The sequence below is a fragment of the Rhizobium sp. BK008 genome, from assembly GCF_014197345.1.
Lineage (GTDB): Bacteria > Pseudomonadota > Alphaproteobacteria > Rhizobiales > Rhizobiaceae > Rhizobium > Rhizobium anhuiense.
The window spans coordinates 1,014,510-1,031,600 of sequence record NZ_JACIFK010000001.1; the positions used below are offsets into that span (position 1 = coordinate 1,014,510).

15 protein-coding genes are annotated in these 17,091 nt (G+C 63.1%); 4 read left to right on the top strand and 11 right to left on the bottom strand.

All coding sequences use genetic code 11. The annotated features are described in order from the left end of the window. The 11 genes from FHT69_RS04895 to FHT69_RS04945 form a co-directional block, all read right to left on the bottom strand. Positions 1 to 1,596 carry a putative PEP-binding protein gene (locus tag FHT69_RS04895; protein ID WP_132572152.1) on the bottom strand — a complete coding sequence of 532 codons (1,596 nt, stop codon included), beginning with the start codon at positions 1,594 to 1,596 and terminating at the stop codon, positions 1 to 3. After that, on the bottom strand, positions 1,580 to 1,924 hold the full coding sequence (locus FHT69_RS04900) for an HPr family phosphocarrier protein (RefSeq protein WP_028757822.1): 345 nt from the start codon (positions 1,922 to 1,924) through the stop codon (positions 1,580 to 1,582). Before FHT69_RS04900 ends, FHT69_RS04895 begins: the two co-directional genes overlap by 17 nt. Continuing rightward, positions 1,924 to 2,322 (bottom strand): dihydroxyacetone kinase phosphoryl donor subunit DhaM, encoded by a 399-nt coding sequence (gene dhaM, locus FHT69_RS04905; RefSeq protein ID WP_097542335.1) that lies wholly within the window; start codon positions 2,320 to 2,322, stop codon positions 1,924 to 1,926. Before dhaM ends, FHT69_RS04900 begins: the two co-directional genes overlap by 1 nt. Then, a complete protein-coding gene (gene dhaL, locus FHT69_RS04910; protein ID WP_183904999.1) occupies positions 2,319 to 2,939 on the bottom strand; it encodes a dihydroxyacetone kinase subunit DhaL in 621 nt (206 codons plus the stop codon). Before dhaL ends, dhaM begins: the two co-directional genes overlap by 4 nt. Positions 2,940 to 2,985: 46 nt before the next feature. Next, positions 2,986 to 4,626, bottom strand: a complete 1,641-nt coding sequence (locus tag FHT69_RS04915) for a dihydroxyacetone kinase subunit DhaK (protein ID WP_183905000.1) — start codon at positions 4,624 to 4,626, stop codon at positions 2,986 to 2,988. Positions 4,627 to 4,679: 53 nt separating this feature from the next. Beyond that, positions 4,680 to 5,708, bottom strand: coding sequence for an ABC transporter ATP-binding protein (locus FHT69_RS04920; RefSeq protein ID WP_132572143.1), 1,029 nt, complete (start codon positions 5,706 to 5,708; stop codon positions 4,680 to 4,682). After that, entirely contained in the window at positions 5,701 to 6,798 is a 1,098-nt protein-coding gene (locus FHT69_RS04925) for an ABC transporter ATP-binding protein (RefSeq protein ID WP_132572140.1), read from the bottom strand. Before FHT69_RS04925 ends, FHT69_RS04920 begins: the two co-directional genes overlap by 8 nt. 3 nt (positions 6,799 to 6,801) lie before the next feature. Then, positions 6,802 to 7,014 carry a hypothetical protein gene (locus FHT69_RS04930; RefSeq protein ID WP_003560267.1) on the bottom strand — a complete coding sequence of 71 codons (213 nt, stop codon included), beginning with the start codon at positions 7,012 to 7,014 and terminating at the stop codon, positions 6,802 to 6,804. Further along, positions 7,011 to 7,964, bottom strand: coding sequence for a carbohydrate ABC transporter permease (locus FHT69_RS04935; protein WP_028757828.1), 954 nt, complete (start codon positions 7,962 to 7,964; stop codon positions 7,011 to 7,013). Before FHT69_RS04935 ends, FHT69_RS04930 begins: the two co-directional genes overlap by 4 nt. Beyond that, positions 7,961 to 8,929, bottom strand: coding sequence for a carbohydrate ABC transporter permease (locus tag FHT69_RS04940; RefSeq protein ID WP_183905001.1), 969 nt, complete (start codon positions 8,927 to 8,929; stop codon positions 7,961 to 7,963). Before FHT69_RS04940 ends, FHT69_RS04935 begins: the two co-directional genes overlap by 4 nt. Positions 8,930 to 9,052: 123 nt before the next feature. Beyond that, on the bottom strand, positions 9,053 to 10,378 hold the full coding sequence (locus FHT69_RS04945; RefSeq protein WP_183905002.1) for an ABC transporter substrate-binding protein: 1,326 nt from the start codon (positions 10,376 to 10,378) through the stop codon (positions 9,053 to 9,055). Positions 10,379 to 10,945: 567 nt separating this feature from the next. Between FHT69_RS04945 and FHT69_RS04950 the strand changes: the two genes are divergently transcribed. The 4 genes from FHT69_RS04950 to FHT69_RS04965 all read left to right on the top strand — a co-directional run bounded on the left by FHT69_RS04950 (position 10,946) and on the right by FHT69_RS04965 (position 17,034). After that, entirely contained in the window at positions 10,946 to 12,391 is a 1,446-nt protein-coding gene (locus FHT69_RS04950; RefSeq protein WP_183905003.1) for an MFS transporter, read from the top strand. Between the two features lie 279 nt (positions 12,392 to 12,670). Continuing rightward, positions 12,671 to 13,735 carry a sensor histidine kinase gene (locus FHT69_RS04955; RefSeq protein ID WP_183905004.1) on the top strand — a complete coding sequence of 355 codons (1,065 nt, stop codon included), beginning with the start codon at positions 12,671 to 12,673 and terminating at the stop codon, positions 13,733 to 13,735. Between the two features lie 118 nt (positions 13,736 to 13,853). After that, a complete protein-coding gene (locus FHT69_RS04960) occupies positions 13,854 to 14,405 on the top strand; it encodes a DUF924 family protein (RefSeq protein ID WP_183905005.1) in 552 nt (183 codons plus the stop codon). 91 nt (positions 14,406 to 14,496) lie between these two features. Then, complete coding sequence (locus tag FHT69_RS04965; protein WP_183905006.1) at positions 14,497 to 17,034, top strand: mechanosensitive ion channel family protein; 2,538 nt, start codon at positions 14,497 to 14,499, stop codon at positions 17,032 to 17,034. The last annotated feature ends 57 nt before the right edge of the window (positions 17,035 to 17,091 follow it).

Below are 17,091 nucleotides of genomic sequence, written 5' to 3' on the forward strand. Positions count from 1 at the left end.
CTATTCTCCGGCTGCCCTTGTGCCATCGGCGTTGAGGCCGATGATCGCCGATCTTATCGCGGGACGCCGGGCCGGCGCCACGGAAAAATGCCGGAGGCCGGCGGCGAGCAGCCCGGGCAGATAGTGCGGATTGCCGGCCATGTCGCCGCAGATGCTGACGGGCTTGCCGGCGGCAAGCTTGACCGCTTGGGCAATCAGCCGGAGCACGGCGGGTGCGGCCTTGCCGGTATCGGCTTCGCTGCTGTCGCGGGTCGAGGCGGCGAGATATTGGGTGAGATCGTTGGTGCCGAACGAGAAGAATGCTGCCGAGCCGAAGGTGTCGAGCATCAATGCGGCTGATGGTACCTCGACCATCATGCCAATCGGCGGCATCCCGTGGGGCACGGCGCGGCGGCCGAGCTTTTCGGCTTCTTCGCGAAATATGTCCCGTATCCTGTCGATTTCGTCGGGAAATGTCACCATCGGCAGCATCACCGACAGCCTGCCGAAGACGGCAGCGCGCAGCAGGGCGCGGGTCTGCACGCGGGCGATTTCCGGCTGAGCGAGCAACAGCCGAATGCCACGCAAGCCCGAGGCGAGAGCCGGCAGGTCTTCGAGGCCGGCGAGCGGCTTGTCGCCGCCGATATCGAGCATTCTTATGATCACCGGCTTATCGCCCGCCCGCTCCAGCACCTGGCGATAGATCGCCAGCTGGCGTTCCTCATTGGCGGCATCGGCGACCGAGGCAACTGAAAATTCCGAGCGCATCAGGCCGACGCCTACCGTTGCCGGATCGAGTGCATCGATCTCGGCGGGATCGTTGATGTTGATGGACAGCTGGATCGGCACACCGTCGGCGGTGCGCAGCTCGCCGCTTTCAGTCTGGGTGTCGGTAGCAGGTGCTTGTGCCGGTGTCGGGATCAGCATGCCGCCCGCCTGCAGGATGACCGCGCCGGCGTCGCCGTCCACTCTGACGGGATCTCCGTCGGCGGCCGAAAAGCGACCCGTGCCGACCACCATCGGCACCGATTTCGCCCGGGCGAGCAAGGCGACGTGGCCGGCGGCGCTGCCGGCAAACAGCGCAATGCCGCCGCCCTTCGACCAATCATGGGCGAGAAAGCGGCTGGGCTCCATGTCCTTGCCGACGAAGACCGAGCCGGGCGGAAAATCGGCGATCGGGGTGCCGGCGAGCGCGCCGAGCACGCGGTTCTTGATGTCGAGAATGTCGACGGCGCGCGCGCGCATCTGCTCCTCGTCGGCCGCTTCGAGTTCGCCGATATAGGCGTCGAGCGTGGTGACCCAGGCAAAGACGACGTTCTCATCGGCTTGCATGCGCGCGCCGGTCGCTTCCGCAATCGTCGGATCGCGCAGCACCTCGATCTGGAAATCGATGATATCGCGGCTTTCGGCGTCAGTGCCCTCGGCAAGGCGCTCGAGTTCGCCGATCGAGATGTCGATCGCCTTCTCCAGCGCGCCGTATCCGCCGGCCGCGTTGGGCACAGGGGGGACGTCCGGCCGCTCCGCGGAAGGAGCCTTCGGCTCTTCCGCGAGAAAGGCCGGGCCGGATGCGATGCCCGGGGATGCGCTCTTCGCTTTCAATCTAAGCGGTTCGGCCATGTTTCTTTTCCTCATCGAAGTTGCGCTCGATGAGTTCCTTGAGGGCGCGGATCGCCTCCTCGGCGAGGATACCGTCGGCGCGGATCCTGAGGATCGACCCCTTGCGAATTCTCGCGCCCATGATCTTGATGATGCTCTTGCCGTTCAGCCAGACATCGCTGCCGTTGACGGCGACCTCGATCGAGCAGGGGAAGGACTTGGCAAGCCGCGTGAAGGTGACGGAGGGACGGGCATGCAGCCCGACGCCGTGCTTGACTTCCACTTCCGTCTGGCAGTTCAGGTGCAATGGCTCGGGCTCCTGCTTTTCACTACGCAATCCGCTCGTCATCAAGGGGACAGTTCCTCGGCTGTGGCGACGACCTTGGCCAGCGATGCGCCCCCCGACGCCTCGGCAGCGGCGATGACGGCGCCTTCGACCAAAGGCGCGTTGCAGATGGAGACGAGCGCCGCGCGGGGAAGCCCCAGCATTTCGATCGCCATCTCGCTGTTGGTCTCGGCGCCGCCGAGATCGACGAAGACGGCGACGCCGGCATCGGACCAGGCCGTCTCGATCGCCTTGAGGATGCCGCCGGCATCGGTGCCGAGCTCGCCGTGGACGTTGCCGCCCGACCAGGCGAGCGGCACGCAGTCGCCGACCATCTGCCGCACCATGTCGGCGATGCCCCTTGCCACCAGCGGCGAGTGGGAGACGATCACGATGCCTACGTTTGTGGTCTTTCCATTCATTGCTGACAGTGCTCCCCGAGATAGCGGCAGATCGCCGTGGTCAGCAGCGCGCAGCTCGACGCGCCGGGGTCGACATGGCCGATCGAACGGTCGCCGAGATAGGCGGCGCGCCCGCGCATCGCCTTCATCGCTGCCGTCCTGTCGGCGGAGCGCTCGGCTTTGCGGGCGATGTCACCGAGCGGGGACCGATTCGCCAGCGCGGCATGCACGGGATAGAGCACGTCGAGCAGGGTCTTGTCGCCGGCATGCGCCCGCCCGCGTCTGGCGACGGCGTCGATCGCCTGTTTCAGCACCTGCGAAAAATCGGCCTTTTCCTCGCTTTTGCGAAGCTCGCGGCCGATCTCCATCAGCAGCGTGCCGTAGAGCGGCCCGGCCGCGCCGCCGACATTCATTACCAGCGTCAGTCCGATTTTTTCCACGGCTTCGGGAAAGGGCAGGCTGGACAGGCTTTCGCCTTCGGCGCTCACCGCCTCGCAGCCGCGCCGCATATTGGTTCCGTGATCGCCATCGCCGATGGCGCGGTCGAGCGCGCAGAGGTGATCTGTATTATCAGCGATCGTCGCGCGGCACACCTCGATCAATCCCGCCACAAGCACCGGTTCCGCCTGCACTGCCATCCTCCCTGTCGCCGCGCCTCCCGCGGGCTTTCAAACGTCTCTTTGGTCAGGCGAGGCTTGCCGCCACGCCGAAGGCGCCGGCAACCGCGACGGCGCCGGGATCGGCGACGCCCGCCAGATCTCTTTCGCCGACATAGGAGGCGCGTCCGGCTCTCGCCTTCATCATCGTCTTTGTCGACTCCGCACCCGCTGCCGCTGCCCTTGCCGCCGCGGTGATATCGCCGGATTCGAGCGCCTGCAGGGCGGGCGACAGCGCATCGACCATCGTCCGGTCGCCGACTCCGGCTCCGCCATAGAACGTCATCCTGTCGAGCCCGGCAAGCAGGGCGGCTGATATATCGGCTTTATCGGCCATCGCCTTTGCCGCCGCGGTGAAGAAGATCGACAGCAGCACGCCGCTCGACCCGCCCATGCTGGTGCCAAGGATGTCGCCGAGCGAGGCAAGCGTTGCGGCCGGTCGGTCGAGCGGCAGCATGTCCAAGCGGGCAAGCACGCTGCGGGCGCCTGAGGCCACCGTCGAGCCGGTATCGCCGTCGCCGACGCGGCTGTCCAGCCGGTTGAGCTCGCTTTCCTGCGAGATCAGATGCTCGCAGAGCGCCGTGATCAAGCGCCGGTTGCGGGTGTTTTCCCCGGCCACGGCCGCGCCGTTCAAGCCGGCTGATGTTCTCGGTGCGGCGATGATCCGGATCTCATGGCGCTCGACGGCCGGCATCCAGGCATGCGGCTCGACCGCCGCCGTCAGCGCCACCTCGCGAACGGCGTCCAGCCGGATCAGCGACAGCGAGAAGCCGTTCATGTTGAGCGCGGTCATCATCGGCGCCGGGCCTATGATCAGCCGGACACGGCGGCCAAGCGGCGAGGACAATACCGCATTGGCGATGACGGTCATTTCGAGCGGCGGCACGGCGCCGAGATTGTTGATGAGGAGGGCATGGCTTGCCCCTTCGCGCAGCGTAGGCGAAAGGCGCGCCACCATGGTGGCGACGATATCGGCGACCGGCTGCAGGGTAATGCGCTCGACACCGGGCTCGCCATGGATGCCGAGGCCGAGTTCACCTTCGTCCGCGCCGAGACGATCCTCATGGACCTGGCCAGGCACGCTGCAGGTGGACAGCGACATGCCGAGCGAAACGATGTCGCAAGCGGCGGCTGCGGCATGGGCGGCGACCGTCGTCAGATCGTCGCCTTTTTCGGCGTGATAACCTGCGATCTTGTGGACGAACAGCGTGCCGGCGACGCCGCGCGGCTGGTTGATGCCGGGGATGGCGATATCATCGGCGACGATGACCATCTCGACGTCGAAGCCTTCGGCGCGCGCTTTTTCGGCGGCGAGGCCGAAATTCAGGCGGTCGCCGGTATAGTTCTTGACGATCAGCAGGGAGCCCTTCGGGCCGGTCACGGCACGGATTGCCGTCAGCACGGCATCGACGCTCGGCGAGGCGAAGATTTCGCCGGAGACGGCTGCCGTCAGCATGCCCTTGCCGACGAAGCCGGCATGGGAGGGTTCGTGGCCAGCGCCGCCGCCGGAGATGATCGCCACCTTCGATTTGTCCCAGTCGGCGCGCAGGATCACCTTGATGTCGGGAAAGCTGTCGAGGCGGGCGAGACGACCGTTGCTGCTCGTCAGAAGCAGACCGTCCAAGGCTTCGGTGACGATGTTTTCCCTGCGGTTGAAGAAATGTTTCATCGATTGAGACCCGTCTGTTTGTTTTTCATGCCGTCGTCATGTCTGTTTGCCGGTCAGGAAAGGCGCTGTCCAGCCGCATCGAAATAAAGCGGATCGCGCAGCGTCAGGCTGATCCGGTCACCCGGTGCGATCGCCAGATAAGGATCCGCAAGTGTGACGAGCTTGTGATCCCGCGCCGGCTGCTTGGGATCGGCAACCCTGATGTGCAGATGGTTCTGGTCGCCGAGATGCTCGATCCAGTCGATCTCCGCATTGGCGTCCTTGCCGACGATGATATCGAGATGTTCGGTGCGGGCGCCGACGGTCTTCGTACCGGCCGGCGGCTGGCCGCCCGGCAGCAGGTCGGCCGGTAGAAGGTTGATATGCGGCTGGCCGAGGCGGGCGGCGACGTGCAGGTTGGCGGGATTGCCGTAGATCTCGCGCGGCGTTCCCACCTGCATCAGCCTTCCCTCGGCGACGATGCCGATGCGGTCCGCCATGGTCATGGCTTCCACCTGGTCATGGGTGACATAGAGCAGCGTCGAGCCCAGTTCTTTCTGGATACGCTTCAGTTCCAGGCGCAGTTCGGCGCGCAGCTTGGCGTCGAGCGAGGACAGCGGCTCGTCCATCAGATAGATCGCCGGCCGGCGCACCAGCGCCCGGCCGATCGCGACACGCTGCATCTCGCCGCCGGAAAGCCTGGTCGAGCGGTTCTCCAGCTTGTGGTCGATCCTGACCATACGTGCGACTTCGCGCACGCGACGGTCTATCTCCTCCGCACTCAGCTTGCGCACAGGCGCCTTCAGCGGGAAGGCGAGATTCTCGTAGACCGTCATGTGCGGATAGAGCGAATATTGCTGGAAGACGAAGGCGACGTCGCGTTCGGCGGGGGCCTCAGCGGCGACATTGCGGCCGCCGATCTCGATGCGGCCGCTATCTGGCTTTTCCAAGCCGGCGATCAGCCGCAGCGTCGTGGTCTTGCCGGCGCCTGTGGGACCGAGCAGCACGACGAATTCGCCATCGCGGATCGAAAGATCGAGATCGGCGAGAGCCTGGGTATCACCGAAGCGCTTGGCAAGGTTCCTGAGGACGACATCAGCCATGCCGGGTCTCCTGATAGAGTGAGGATGGCACTGCGCGGCCCGACCTGCAGTCGAAGAGTGCGAGTTTCGCCGGATTGAATTCCAGGCCGACCCTCTCGCCGATCTGGAAGCTGCGATTGGCGGGAACGCGGGCCCTGATCAAGCCGCCCGGGGTTTCCACGGCGACGACCTGGTTGGTGCCGAGATATTCGCTGCCATAGACGGCGCCGCGGAGCGCCGAGGCATCGCTGAAGCGGATATGCTCCGGCCGGACGCCGAGCGCCAGCTCGCTCTCGGCCATGTCCTGGTGGATCTCGGGAACGGCGACATCGACGCCGTCGAGCAGGATGGAGCGGTCGCCGCTTTTCAGACCCGAGGTGAAGCGCATGAAGTTCATCGGCGGCGAGCCGATGAAATCGGCCACATACATGGTCGCCGGCTTGGCATAGATCTCCTGCGGCGTGCCGAACTGCTCGATGACGCCATGGTTCATCACGGCGATCTTGTCGGCCATCGCCATCGCTTCGTGCTGGTCATGGGTGACGTAGACGGTGGTGGCGTGGATGCGGTTGTGCAGTTCGCGCAGCTCATGAACCATGACCTCGCGGAATTCGGCATCGAGCGTGCCGAGCGGCTCGTCCATCAGGAAACATTTCGGGCGCCGGACGATGGCGCGGCCGAGCGCCACGCGCTGGCGGTCGCCGCCGGCAAGGCCGGAGACCGAGCGGTCGAGAATATGGTCGATCTGCAGCAGGCGCGCCGTCTCCTCGACGCGGGCTCGGATTTCGGCCTTGGCCATGCCCTGCGACAGCAGCGGGAAGCCGATATTCTTACGCACGTTCATATGCGGGTAGAGCGCGAAGAGCTGGAAGACGAAGGCGATGTCGCGGGCGCTGGCGCGGTTGAAGGTGACGTCCTCGCCGTCGAGATAAATCTTGCCGCTGCTGGGCAGCTCGAGGCCGGCGATCATGCGCAGCGTCGTCGTCTTGCCGCAGCCGGAAGGTCCGAGAAGCGCCAGGAACTCGCCGTCATGGACGGTGAAGCTCGAATCCTGAACGGCGACGAAACTTCCGAATTCCTTGCGGAGATTTTCGATCCGGATATCCGCCATGGTTCACTCCGGGAATTTCGAAACGATGATGAACATGACGGTGCCTGCAAGCAGGGTGACCAGCGAATAGGTATAGAGCACCAGCAGGAAGGGCTGGAACAGCATCAGGAAACCGAGCCCGATCAGCACGGTGGCGATGGTCTCCATCGGGCCACGACGCAGGAAGAACGGTCGCTTCGGACGCGCGGGAGTGCGTGTTTCGATCAGATGGCTCATTTGCGGACGGCTCCGAAGGTGATGCCGCGCAGCAACTGCTTGCGCAGAAGAATGGTGAAGACGAGGATGGGGATCAGGAAGATCGTCGTGCCGGCGGCGACCGCCGGCCAGTCCTGTCCGCCTTCGCCGATGATCGTCGGGATGAAGGGCGGCGCGGTCTGGGCCTCGCCCGAGGTCAGAAGGGCGGCGAAGGCATATTCGTTCCAGGCGAAGATCAGGCAGAAGATCGCCGTCGCGGCAATGCCGGTGGTCGCCTGCGGCAGCACGACCTTTCGGAAGGCCTGCAGCCTGGTATAGCCGTCGATCATCGCTGCTTCCTCGTATTCGCGCGGGATCTCGTCGATGAAGCCCTTGAGCAGCCAGACGGCAAGCGAGACGTTGACGGCGGTGTAGAGCAGGATCATGCCGAGCGCCGTGTCCGACAGGCCGAGCTCGCGGTACATCAGGTAGATCGGGATGGCGACGGCGATCGGCGGCATCATGCGTGTCGACAGGATGAAGAACAGCAGGTCGTCGGCGAGCGGCACCTTGAAGCGTGAGAAGCCATAGGCGGCAAGCGTGCCGAGGAAGACCGCCAGGAAAGTGGAGCCGAAGGCGATGACAAGCGAATTGACGAAGCGCGGCAGGAAGTTCGACGGGCCGGCGATCACCATGTTGCGCTTGCGCGTCACCTCATCGCAGGCTCCGACCGGCGCCGGCAGCGAGGCGATATAATCAGGCGTTTGCCGGGTGCGCGTCGTGAACAGGTTGCAATAGCCTTCGAGCGACGGCGTGAAGACGATCTTCGGGGGATAGCTGATCGAATCCGGCGGCGACTTGATGCTGGTCAGGAAGATCCAGACGAGTGGGATGAGGGTGATCAGCGCATATAGGACGACGATGGTGCCGGCGATGCGCTTGCTGGAAAGGCTCGGTTCGACGACCGAATGGGCGGAGTTGGCGGCGCTCATCGTTGCTTCACCTTGTTCAATGCCTTGACGTAGATGTTGGCGAGGCCAAACACCGCGACGAAGAGGATGATGGCGAAGGCCGAGGCCCGGCCGGTCGCCCAGCTTTCGAAGGCCGCGCGTTTCAGCGTGATCGAAGCGACTTCGGTGACCGAGCCGGGCCCGCCGCCGGTGAGCAGCGTCACCATGTCGAACATCTTGAAATTCTCGATGCCGCGGAAGAGCACGGCGAGCATGATGAAGGGCAGGGCCATCGGCACGGTGATCGACCAGAACTGGCGCCAGGGCGAAGCGCGGTCGACCTCGGCCGCCTCATAGATATAATCGGGGATGGAGCGCAGGCCGGCGAGGCAGATCAGCATCACATAGGGCGTCCACATCCAGGTATCGACGATGATGATCGCCCAGGGCGCCAGAGTGACGTTGCCGAGCATCTGGATCTCCGATGTCGGAATGCCTGATATCAGCGACACGGCATAGGCAAAGAGGCCGATCTGCGGCTCGTAGAGAAAGCGCCAGAAATTGCCGACGACGGCAGGCGACAGCATCATCGGAATCAGGATGATCGTCGTCCAGAAGGCATGGCCGCGAAACTTGCGGTCGATCAGATAGGCCAGCGTGAAACCGATCACCGTCTGCAGCACGATCGTCCAGAAGACGAAATGCGCGGTGGTCCGCATCGCAAACCAGATGTCGGGATCGTTGAGGACGCGCTGGTAATTTCCAAGGCCGACGCCCTGGACCGGCGCATTCGGCCGGTTGGCGCGGTAATTGGTGAAGGAGAGATAGACCGCCCAAAGCAGCGGGAAGATGTTGATCGCCAGCAGCAAGGTGATGGCCGGTGCAATGAACAGCCAGGCGATCGCCCTGTCGGAGAGCCCGCGGACGCGCCGGGCGACTGAGACCGGCGTTGCCCTTGCTGTTGCGTCGGCTGCCTTCTCGACGATGGAGGAATGGGACATAGTCAAGTTTTCACCTGGTCTTATTGGGGTACGGGGTCTTTTGGCATATGGCAGATCTGGCGGCCCGGCTCGTCTGCCGATCCGGGCCGCCATCCTGGCGAGGATGACACGCAACAGTGATGCCACGCGCTAGATCTTGCCGTCGTCCTTGAAGACGTCGCCCCAATCCTTCACCAGACCGTCCAGCGCTTCCTTGGCGGTGCCGTTGCCGGCGACCACGTAGTTGTGGACGCGTTTCTGCATGGCCTGCAGCAGTGAGGCGTAGCTCGGCTCAGCCCAGAAGTCCTTGACGATCGCCATCGAGTCCAGGAAGGCCTGGGCATAGGGCTGGCTCTTGGCAAAGCTTGGCGCGTTGACGACGGAGTTCAGGCAGGAAAAGCCGCCGAGTTCCCACCATTTGGCCTGCACATCAGGCTGGGCGAACCACTTGATATACTGCAGGGCGGCGTCGCGCTTGTCGGAGTAGGAGACCACCGAGATGCCCTGGCCGCCGAGCTGGGCGAAATGCTCCTTTTCAGCTGGATTTGGGAAGAAGCCGATCCTGTCGCCGCCGACCTTTTCGTCCTTATAGAGGCCGGGCCAGGTGAAGGCGAAGTTCATCTGCATGGCGACCTGGCCGGATTTGAAGGCATCGGCGGATTCGACCATGTAGACGTTCGAGCTGCCGGGCGGGGTGCAGCAATCATAGAGGGACTTGTAGAATTCGAGGCCCTTGACCGCGTCGTCCGAGTTGACGAAGCCTTCCATGTCATAGGGTTTCTTCGGATTGTCGTACTGGAAGCCCCAGTCATAGAGGACGTTGGTCACGCCCATGGTAATGCCTTCGGAGCCGCGTTCGGTATAAATCGAGGCGCCATAGACGGTCTTGCCGTCGATTTCACGCTTCTGGAAGAATTCGGCGATCTGCTTCAGCTGATCGTAGGTCTTCGGCGCTGCGAGATCCCAACCGTATTTTGCCTTGAATTCCTTCTGCAGTTCCGGCTTCTCGAACCAGTCCTTGCGGTAGGTCCAACCGACGACGTCGCCCATGGCGGGCAGTGCCCAGTAGTTCGGGGTGTTCTTCGGCCATTCCGAGTAGCCGACGACCGTCGCCGGCACGAAGTCATCCATCTTGATGCCTTCCTTGTCGAAGAAGTCGTTGAGCTTGACGTAGTGGCCGTTCTCGGCCGATCCGCCGATCCACTGGCTGTCACCGATGATGAGATCGCAGAGCTTGCCATGGGAGTTCAGTTCGTTGAGGAAGCGGTCGGCATAACTCGTCCACGGAACGAATTCGAACTTCATCTGCGTGCCGGTTTTGGCGGTGAAATCCTTCGACAGCTCGACGAGCGCATTGGCGGGGTCCCAGGCGGCCCAGCACAGCGTCAGTTCATCGGCTTTGGCGAGATTGGGCAATGCCGACGACATGCCGAATGCCGTGGCCAGCCCCAAAAGGGCTTTCGATGTTTTCTGCATAAGTTCCTCCCAGAACCAAGGGCCGGCTCCCCGCCGGCGTCGCATGTTCACCCGTTTCAGAAAATGCTCACATGAACTCCTCAATCATCATGTTTAGCAATATGTTTAGTGAAAACTATTTTTATAAACATTGCAAGCGGCAATCGTTGCTGCAGTGCACAGCTGTCGCGCCCACCCGACAGCGACTTTCTGGGCGCAATCTTTTCCGCGAAATCGGGAAATTTCTCCGCAAGCGTACCAAAGCAGCGACATCTGGCCTCGCTGCGACATCGATCGCCCGATATGGATTGTGCGCCGCTCCTGTTTTTCCCCGGAGCGGATCAGGCTTGGCCTCGCTTCGGCGGGGCCTTTTTCTTGAATCCTTTCTGGGGATCGATGTCGGCCGCCGTCCGGCCCTATCGGGAATATTCCTGCGCAGTGCGAGATTTAGCCTTTCCGGCCGGCTGCAACGGGCGTATTCAGCCAGTGCGCGGCTTTCCATGTCCGCGCGCCTCCGCGCGACAGCTCTCCGATCGGCTTCCTTCCCGTTTCCCTGCCGCGTCATCCGGAATTTTCATTGGCAGATCGATGACCACGGCAGAGACGAGCGAGAACGGGCAAGAGGCGGCGAGCAGCCGCCAGGCGAAAATCGTGGCGCTGGTCGTTGCCGTTTCCTTCTTCATGCAGATCCTCGACGGCACGATCGTCACCACCTCGCTGCCGCAGATGGCGGCAAGCTTCGGCGTGCAGCCGGTGTCGATGAGCATCGGCATCACCGTCTACATGCTGACGATGGCCGCTTTCATTCCGCTGTCGGGCTGGCTCGGCGATCGGTTCGGCGCGCGCCGTATCTTCCTGATGTCGATTGCCGTTTTTACCGGCGCCTCGCTGTTCTGCGGGCTCTCCGGCAGCCTTGCGGAATTCGTGCTGTGGCGCGCCGTCCAGGGGGCGGGCAGTGCGCTGATGACGCCGGTCGGGCGCATCATCGTGCTCAAGAATGCCCGCAAGTCGGAACTGGTGCAGGCGATCGCGCTGATCACCTGGCCGGCGCTGACGGCGCCGGTGATCGGCCCGGTGCTCGGCGGCTTCATCACCACCTATGCCAGCTGGCACTGGAACTTCCTCATCAACATCCCGATCGGCATTCTCGGCATGGTGCTGGTGCTACGCTTCGTGCCGGAGCAGCGCGAGAGCAATCCCGGCCGGCTGGATCTGGTGGGCTTCGTCCTCAGCGCTGCGGGACTGACCTTCCTGCTTGCCGCGTTGGAGCTTTCGGTCAAACGGGACGGCGGTCTCTTGCCGATCATTTCAATGCTGGCGGCGGGCATCGTGCTTTCGGTCATGGCGACTCGGCATTTTCTCGCCGTCGACAATCCACTGCTCGACCTTTCGGCCTTCCGCATCCAGACCTTTTCGATGTCGACGCTGTCGGCGGGCACGGCCTGCCGGATGGCCATCAACGCGACGCCGTTCCTACTGCCTCTGCTGTTCCAGCTCGGCTTCGGACTGAGCTCGATTGCCGCCGGCACCTATCTGCTCGTCTATTTCCTCGGCAATTTCAGCATGAAGGCGGTGACGACGCCGCTGCTGCGGTTCTTCGGCTTCCGCACCGTGCTCGGGGTCAATGGGTTGATCGCGGCGCTTTCGATTGTCGGCTGCGGCTTCCTTTCGCCGGCGACGCCGCCGTTTTTCATCCATGCGCTACTTTTTCTCGCCGGCCTGTCGCGGTCGATGGAATTCACCGCGCTGAACACGCTGGCTTTTGCCGATATCGGCCCGGCGCAGCGAACCTCGGCCTCGACGCTGTCGAGCATGCTGCAGCAGGTGTCGATGCTGCTCGGCGTGGCGGTGGCGGCGGCCGTGCTCAATATCGCCTCGGCGCTCAGGGGCGCCGACAATCCCGTTCTTGCCGATTTTCGCTGGGCTTTCGTCGTGGTCGGCGCGATCGGCATCGTCTCGTCGCTACGCTTCCTGCAATTGCCGGTGGAGGCGGGGGCCGAAGTATCCGGCCATCGGAAATTCCAGAAAAATTAGCTTGGCCTGCGGAACCAATCGGGCCACTCGGCGTTTATGGATCTTACTTCAGGGTTCTCGTTTCCCAACCTCTTTCATCGGCTTCCATGGGATCTTCCCCAGGCCAGGGTCATGATCTGAAAATGCCGGCTGCCCGACATCCTTCTTCCGCGTCGCCTGCGACAAGAGCGAGGGATAACCGCTGTTTACCCCAGGCGGTCAATGCAATACGACATTGCCATGCGGACGACTCGGACGCTTGCGGGCGTTCGTCGCTCAGAGAGAACGCCGGGAGACGGAATGAGCAATTCTAGCGGCGATGCGGATGCCCTGATCCACATCCTCTATATCGACGACGACGAGGAGCTTGCCCTGCTGATGCAGAAGAACCTGCTCCGGCGCGGCTTTTCGGTGGAGTGGGCTGAGAATGGCGCTGCCGGCCTTGTGAGACTCGGCGAAGGCGGCATCGATGCCGTCGTGCTCGATCATGTCCTGGCTGACGAGACCGGCCTCGACATTTTGCCCTGCATTGCGGCGATGCCGGATCATCCTCCGGTCATCTATGCGACGGGTTCGGACGATACCAGCATCGCGGTTGCGGCGCTGAAGGCGGGCGCCGATGACTACATGCTCAAGGAGATCTCAGCCGATTATTTCGACCTGCTGGCCGCTGCCCTCGAACAGGCGCTGGAGCGGGCTCGTTTTCGCCGCGAAACGGCGCAGGCGCAGGAGGTGATCCGCCAGCAGCGCGACCTTGCCGAGATGCTGCTTACCGAAGTCAACCACCGGATCGCCAACAGCCTCGGCCTGGTCGGCGCGCTGATCCGCATGCAGTCTTCGATGACCAAGGACCAGGTGGCGATCGATGCGCTGCATGAAACGCAGATGCGCATCAACGCCATCGCCAGCGTGCACCGCCGGCTCTACACCAACCGGCAGGTCGGCTCGGTGCAGGTCGACGAATATCTGAACAGCCTGCTCACCGAACTCGAAGCCTCGATGCGCGACGACAAGCGGCCACACCGCATCGTGCTCACTGCTGAGCCGGTCAACCTGGCGACCGACAAGGTGATCACGCTCGGGCTGATCGTCAGCGAGCTTGTCACCAATGCCTTCAAATATGCCTATCCGGATAGCGTGCCGGGCGAGATCCGCGTCCTCGTCGATCAAACGGACGAGACATTGCGCGTCATCGTCGAGGATGACGGCGCCGGTTTCGACCCGTCGAGCCCGGCCAGAGGAACCGGCCTCGGCACGCGCATTCTGACGGCCATGGCCGCCAGCCTGAAATCGGATTTCGCCTATGACCCCGGCCACGTCGGAACCAAGGCGATGCTGGTGTTTTCGTTGCATGAGGGGAAGTAGGGGTAGGAGCGATAGGGCGTGGCAGGCGGATGAGATGGGCTAAGCGGCACATCATTTGTCAATTTCGCCAATAGTTTACTGACACTGCATCAATACGCCTAACGCTAGGGAAGGAAACATGACGACGATCCGCAGGCCTGGGGAAGTCTATGATTTCTGGTTCGTCAATTGCGGCCGGGAGCTGTGGTTCCGTGCGACGCCGGAGCTTGACGCCGAGATCCGCGAAGGCTTCCGCGATACCCATCTGGCGCTTGCCGCGGGCGTCCGGGACGAATGGCGGGCCGACCCGGCAAGCCGGCTGGCGGCCGTCATCGTGCTCGACCAGTTTCCCCGCAATATCTATCGCGGCACCCCGCTTGCCGTCGCGACCGACGGGCTGGCGCTTCGGGAAGCCAAGCTCGCGCTCGCAGCAGGCGCCGACCAGGCGGTTGAAGCGGCATGCCGCACCTTTTTCTACATGCCCTTCGAACATGCCGAAGACCTTGACGAGCAGGAACGTTCGGTGGCGTTGTTCACCGCGCTTGGCGATGAGGAATATCGCGATTATGCGATCCGCCACCGCGACGTGATCGCCGCCTATGGCCGTTTTCCGCACCGCAATGCCATGCTCGGGCGGGAGTCGACGGCGGCGGAGCGCGACTATCTCTCCAGGCCCGATGCCGGTTTCTGAGGCTTTCCGGGGATATTCCGCCTTTCTGTCGCCTTTCTTTGCTATGACAAGCAGGCATTCTATCCTGACGACAACCCTTCCGGAGGCGCTTTTGCGGCTGAGACCGATCCTGCTTCGCACCATTCTTCTGCTGACGCTGGCGGTCGCGGGCGCGCATTTCAATGGTGCTGCGGCCTTCGCCCAGGAGCCGCAGGCACCGGCTGCCGCGCAGGAGGCACCGCTTACCGATACGCCACTCGATCAGGCGGCGAAGGAGATCGACAAGGCGAAGGTCCAACTGACGGCGCTTCAAGACGGCGCCAAGCAGAGTGCCGACAATGACGATGCCCTGGTCGGGCTCGCCACCAAGGCTGACGAGCTCAGCCGCGCCGTCATCACCATATCGGTCAATCTCCGGCCGCGGTTCGACCAGATCAAGAACCGGCTTGCCGAGATCGGCGATCCGCCGAAGGACGGGCAGCCGCCCGAGGCCAAGATTGTCACGGACGAGCGCAATGCGCTGACTGCCGAGCGTGCGCAGATCAACGCGGTGACCGGTGACGCCGAAAACCTGTCGATCGCGGTGACGAAGCTCCTCAACGAAATCATCGAAATGCGGCGGCGGCTTTTCGCCGACACGCTTTTCAGGCGCACCGAGATCTCCGTCTCGGTGCTCGACGATGCCGTGAGCGCCTTCGTGCACGAGGCCAGCGAATTCTCGCAGGCTTTGTCGAGCTGGGCCTCTTTCGTCTGGAAGTTCAAGCGGTTCCCGCTGTTTGCCGCGATCTTCCTGTCGCTTGCTTCGGCGCTCATTCTGCTATCCGGCAGCTATCGGCTGTTTGGCTCGTATCTGCGCCGGGACGAGGCGATCGAGAACCCGTCCTATATCGGCCGGCTGTCGATCGCCTTCTGGTCGACGCTGATCCGCACCCTGGCGCTTTCGGTACTGCTCGTCACCTCGTTCTTCTTCCTCAATAGTTTCAATGTTCTGCGGCCCGACATCGCACCTGTCATCGGCGCCCTGTTTGCGGCGATCGGGCTCGTCTATTTCGTCGGCCGTTTCGTCAACGCCATCTTCGCACCGGACGAACCTCGCTGGCGGCTCGTCCGGCTTTCCAATCTCGGCGCACGCTCGATCGGCTATTGCCTGCTGGCGATGGCGATCGTCAACGCGCTCGATTATCTGTTCGGGACGATCGGCGAGGCGATGGGCTCGCCGCTGGTGCTGACCGTGGTCAGGAGCCTGATTGCCGCGCTGATCATCGGGCTGATCCTGATTGCGGCCTCGTTCGGCAAACCGATGCTGGCGAAGAACGGCGATCCCGATGCGCCGGGCCGGCATTGGCCGCGCGGCATGGGGATCATCCTGCGCGTCGTTGGCGCCGGTCTCATCCTCACCGCGCTGACCGGTTATGTCGGGCTGGCGCGCTTCGTCGCCACGCAGCTCATCATCACCGGCGCGGTCGTTGCCACCATGTATGTCGGCCTGCTCTCCGGCAAGGCGATATCAAAGCAGGAAAGCTTCGGCGACACCTTCTTTGCAAGCTTCCTGACGCGCCGCTTCAAGCTTGGGCCGGTTGCGATCGACCAGGCCGGCTTGCTCGTCGGCCTTGCCATCTATGCGGTGGCGCTTCTCGTCGGCATCCCGCTGATCCTGCTGCTCTGGGGCTTCCATGTGCAGGATCTGCAGTTGATCGCCTATCGGCTGTTCACCGAGGTCAGGCTCGGCGGCATCAGCATCTCGCTGCTCGGCATCTGCACCGGCATTCTGCTGTTTGCCGGCGTCTATCTGCTGACACGCTGGCTGCAGCGCTGGCTCGACGGCAATGTGATGGCAAGAAGCCATGTCGATCTCGGCGTGCGCAATTCGGTCAAAACAGGCATCGGCTATCTCGGCGTCGGCATCGCGGCGATCATCGGCGTTTCGGCGGCCGGCATCGATCTTTCGAGCTTCGCGCTCGTCGCCTCAGCACTTTCGGTCGGCATCGGTTTCGGCTTGCAGAACATCGTTTCCAACTTCGTCTCCGGCTTGATCCTGCTCGTCGAGCGGCCGTTCAAGGTCGGAGACCATGTTGTATCAGGCACGGCCGAAGGCATTGTCAAGCGTATCTCGGTGCGCGCCACCGAGATCGAGACCTTCCGCAAGCAGTCGATCATTGTGCCGAATTCGGAGCTGATCAACGGGCTCGTCGGCAACTGGACGCATCGCAACAAGATCGGCCGTTCGGAAATCCCCGTATCCGTCAGCTACAACGCCGATCCGCAGAAGGTGATGGATATCCTGCTGGAACTGACCGCCAAGATTCCGCTCGTCATGCGCAATCCCGAGCCGCATGTCGAATTTTTGCGTTTCGGTCCCTATTCGCTGGATTTCGAGCTGCGCTTCTTCCTCGCCGACATGGGCGACGGCATGACGGTGCGCAACAATTTGAGGATCGAGATCCTCCAGCGCTTCAAGGCCGAGGGGATCGAGATCCCGTTGCCGCAGAGCGATCTCACCATCCATCGAGAGGCTCCTCCCGTCCTTGTCGATGCGGGCAGGGATCGGAAGGGCGACCAAGAAAATCCGGGGGATAAGCCCATGGAGGAGGAAGAGCGGCCGGTGCGGCAATTGCGCAGCCGGACGGCGGACGGCAATCTCAAGAGCTGAACGGGTCATTCAGCCATCATTCACGGGTGTGCGTGCATGATCCCTTCCATCGGGATC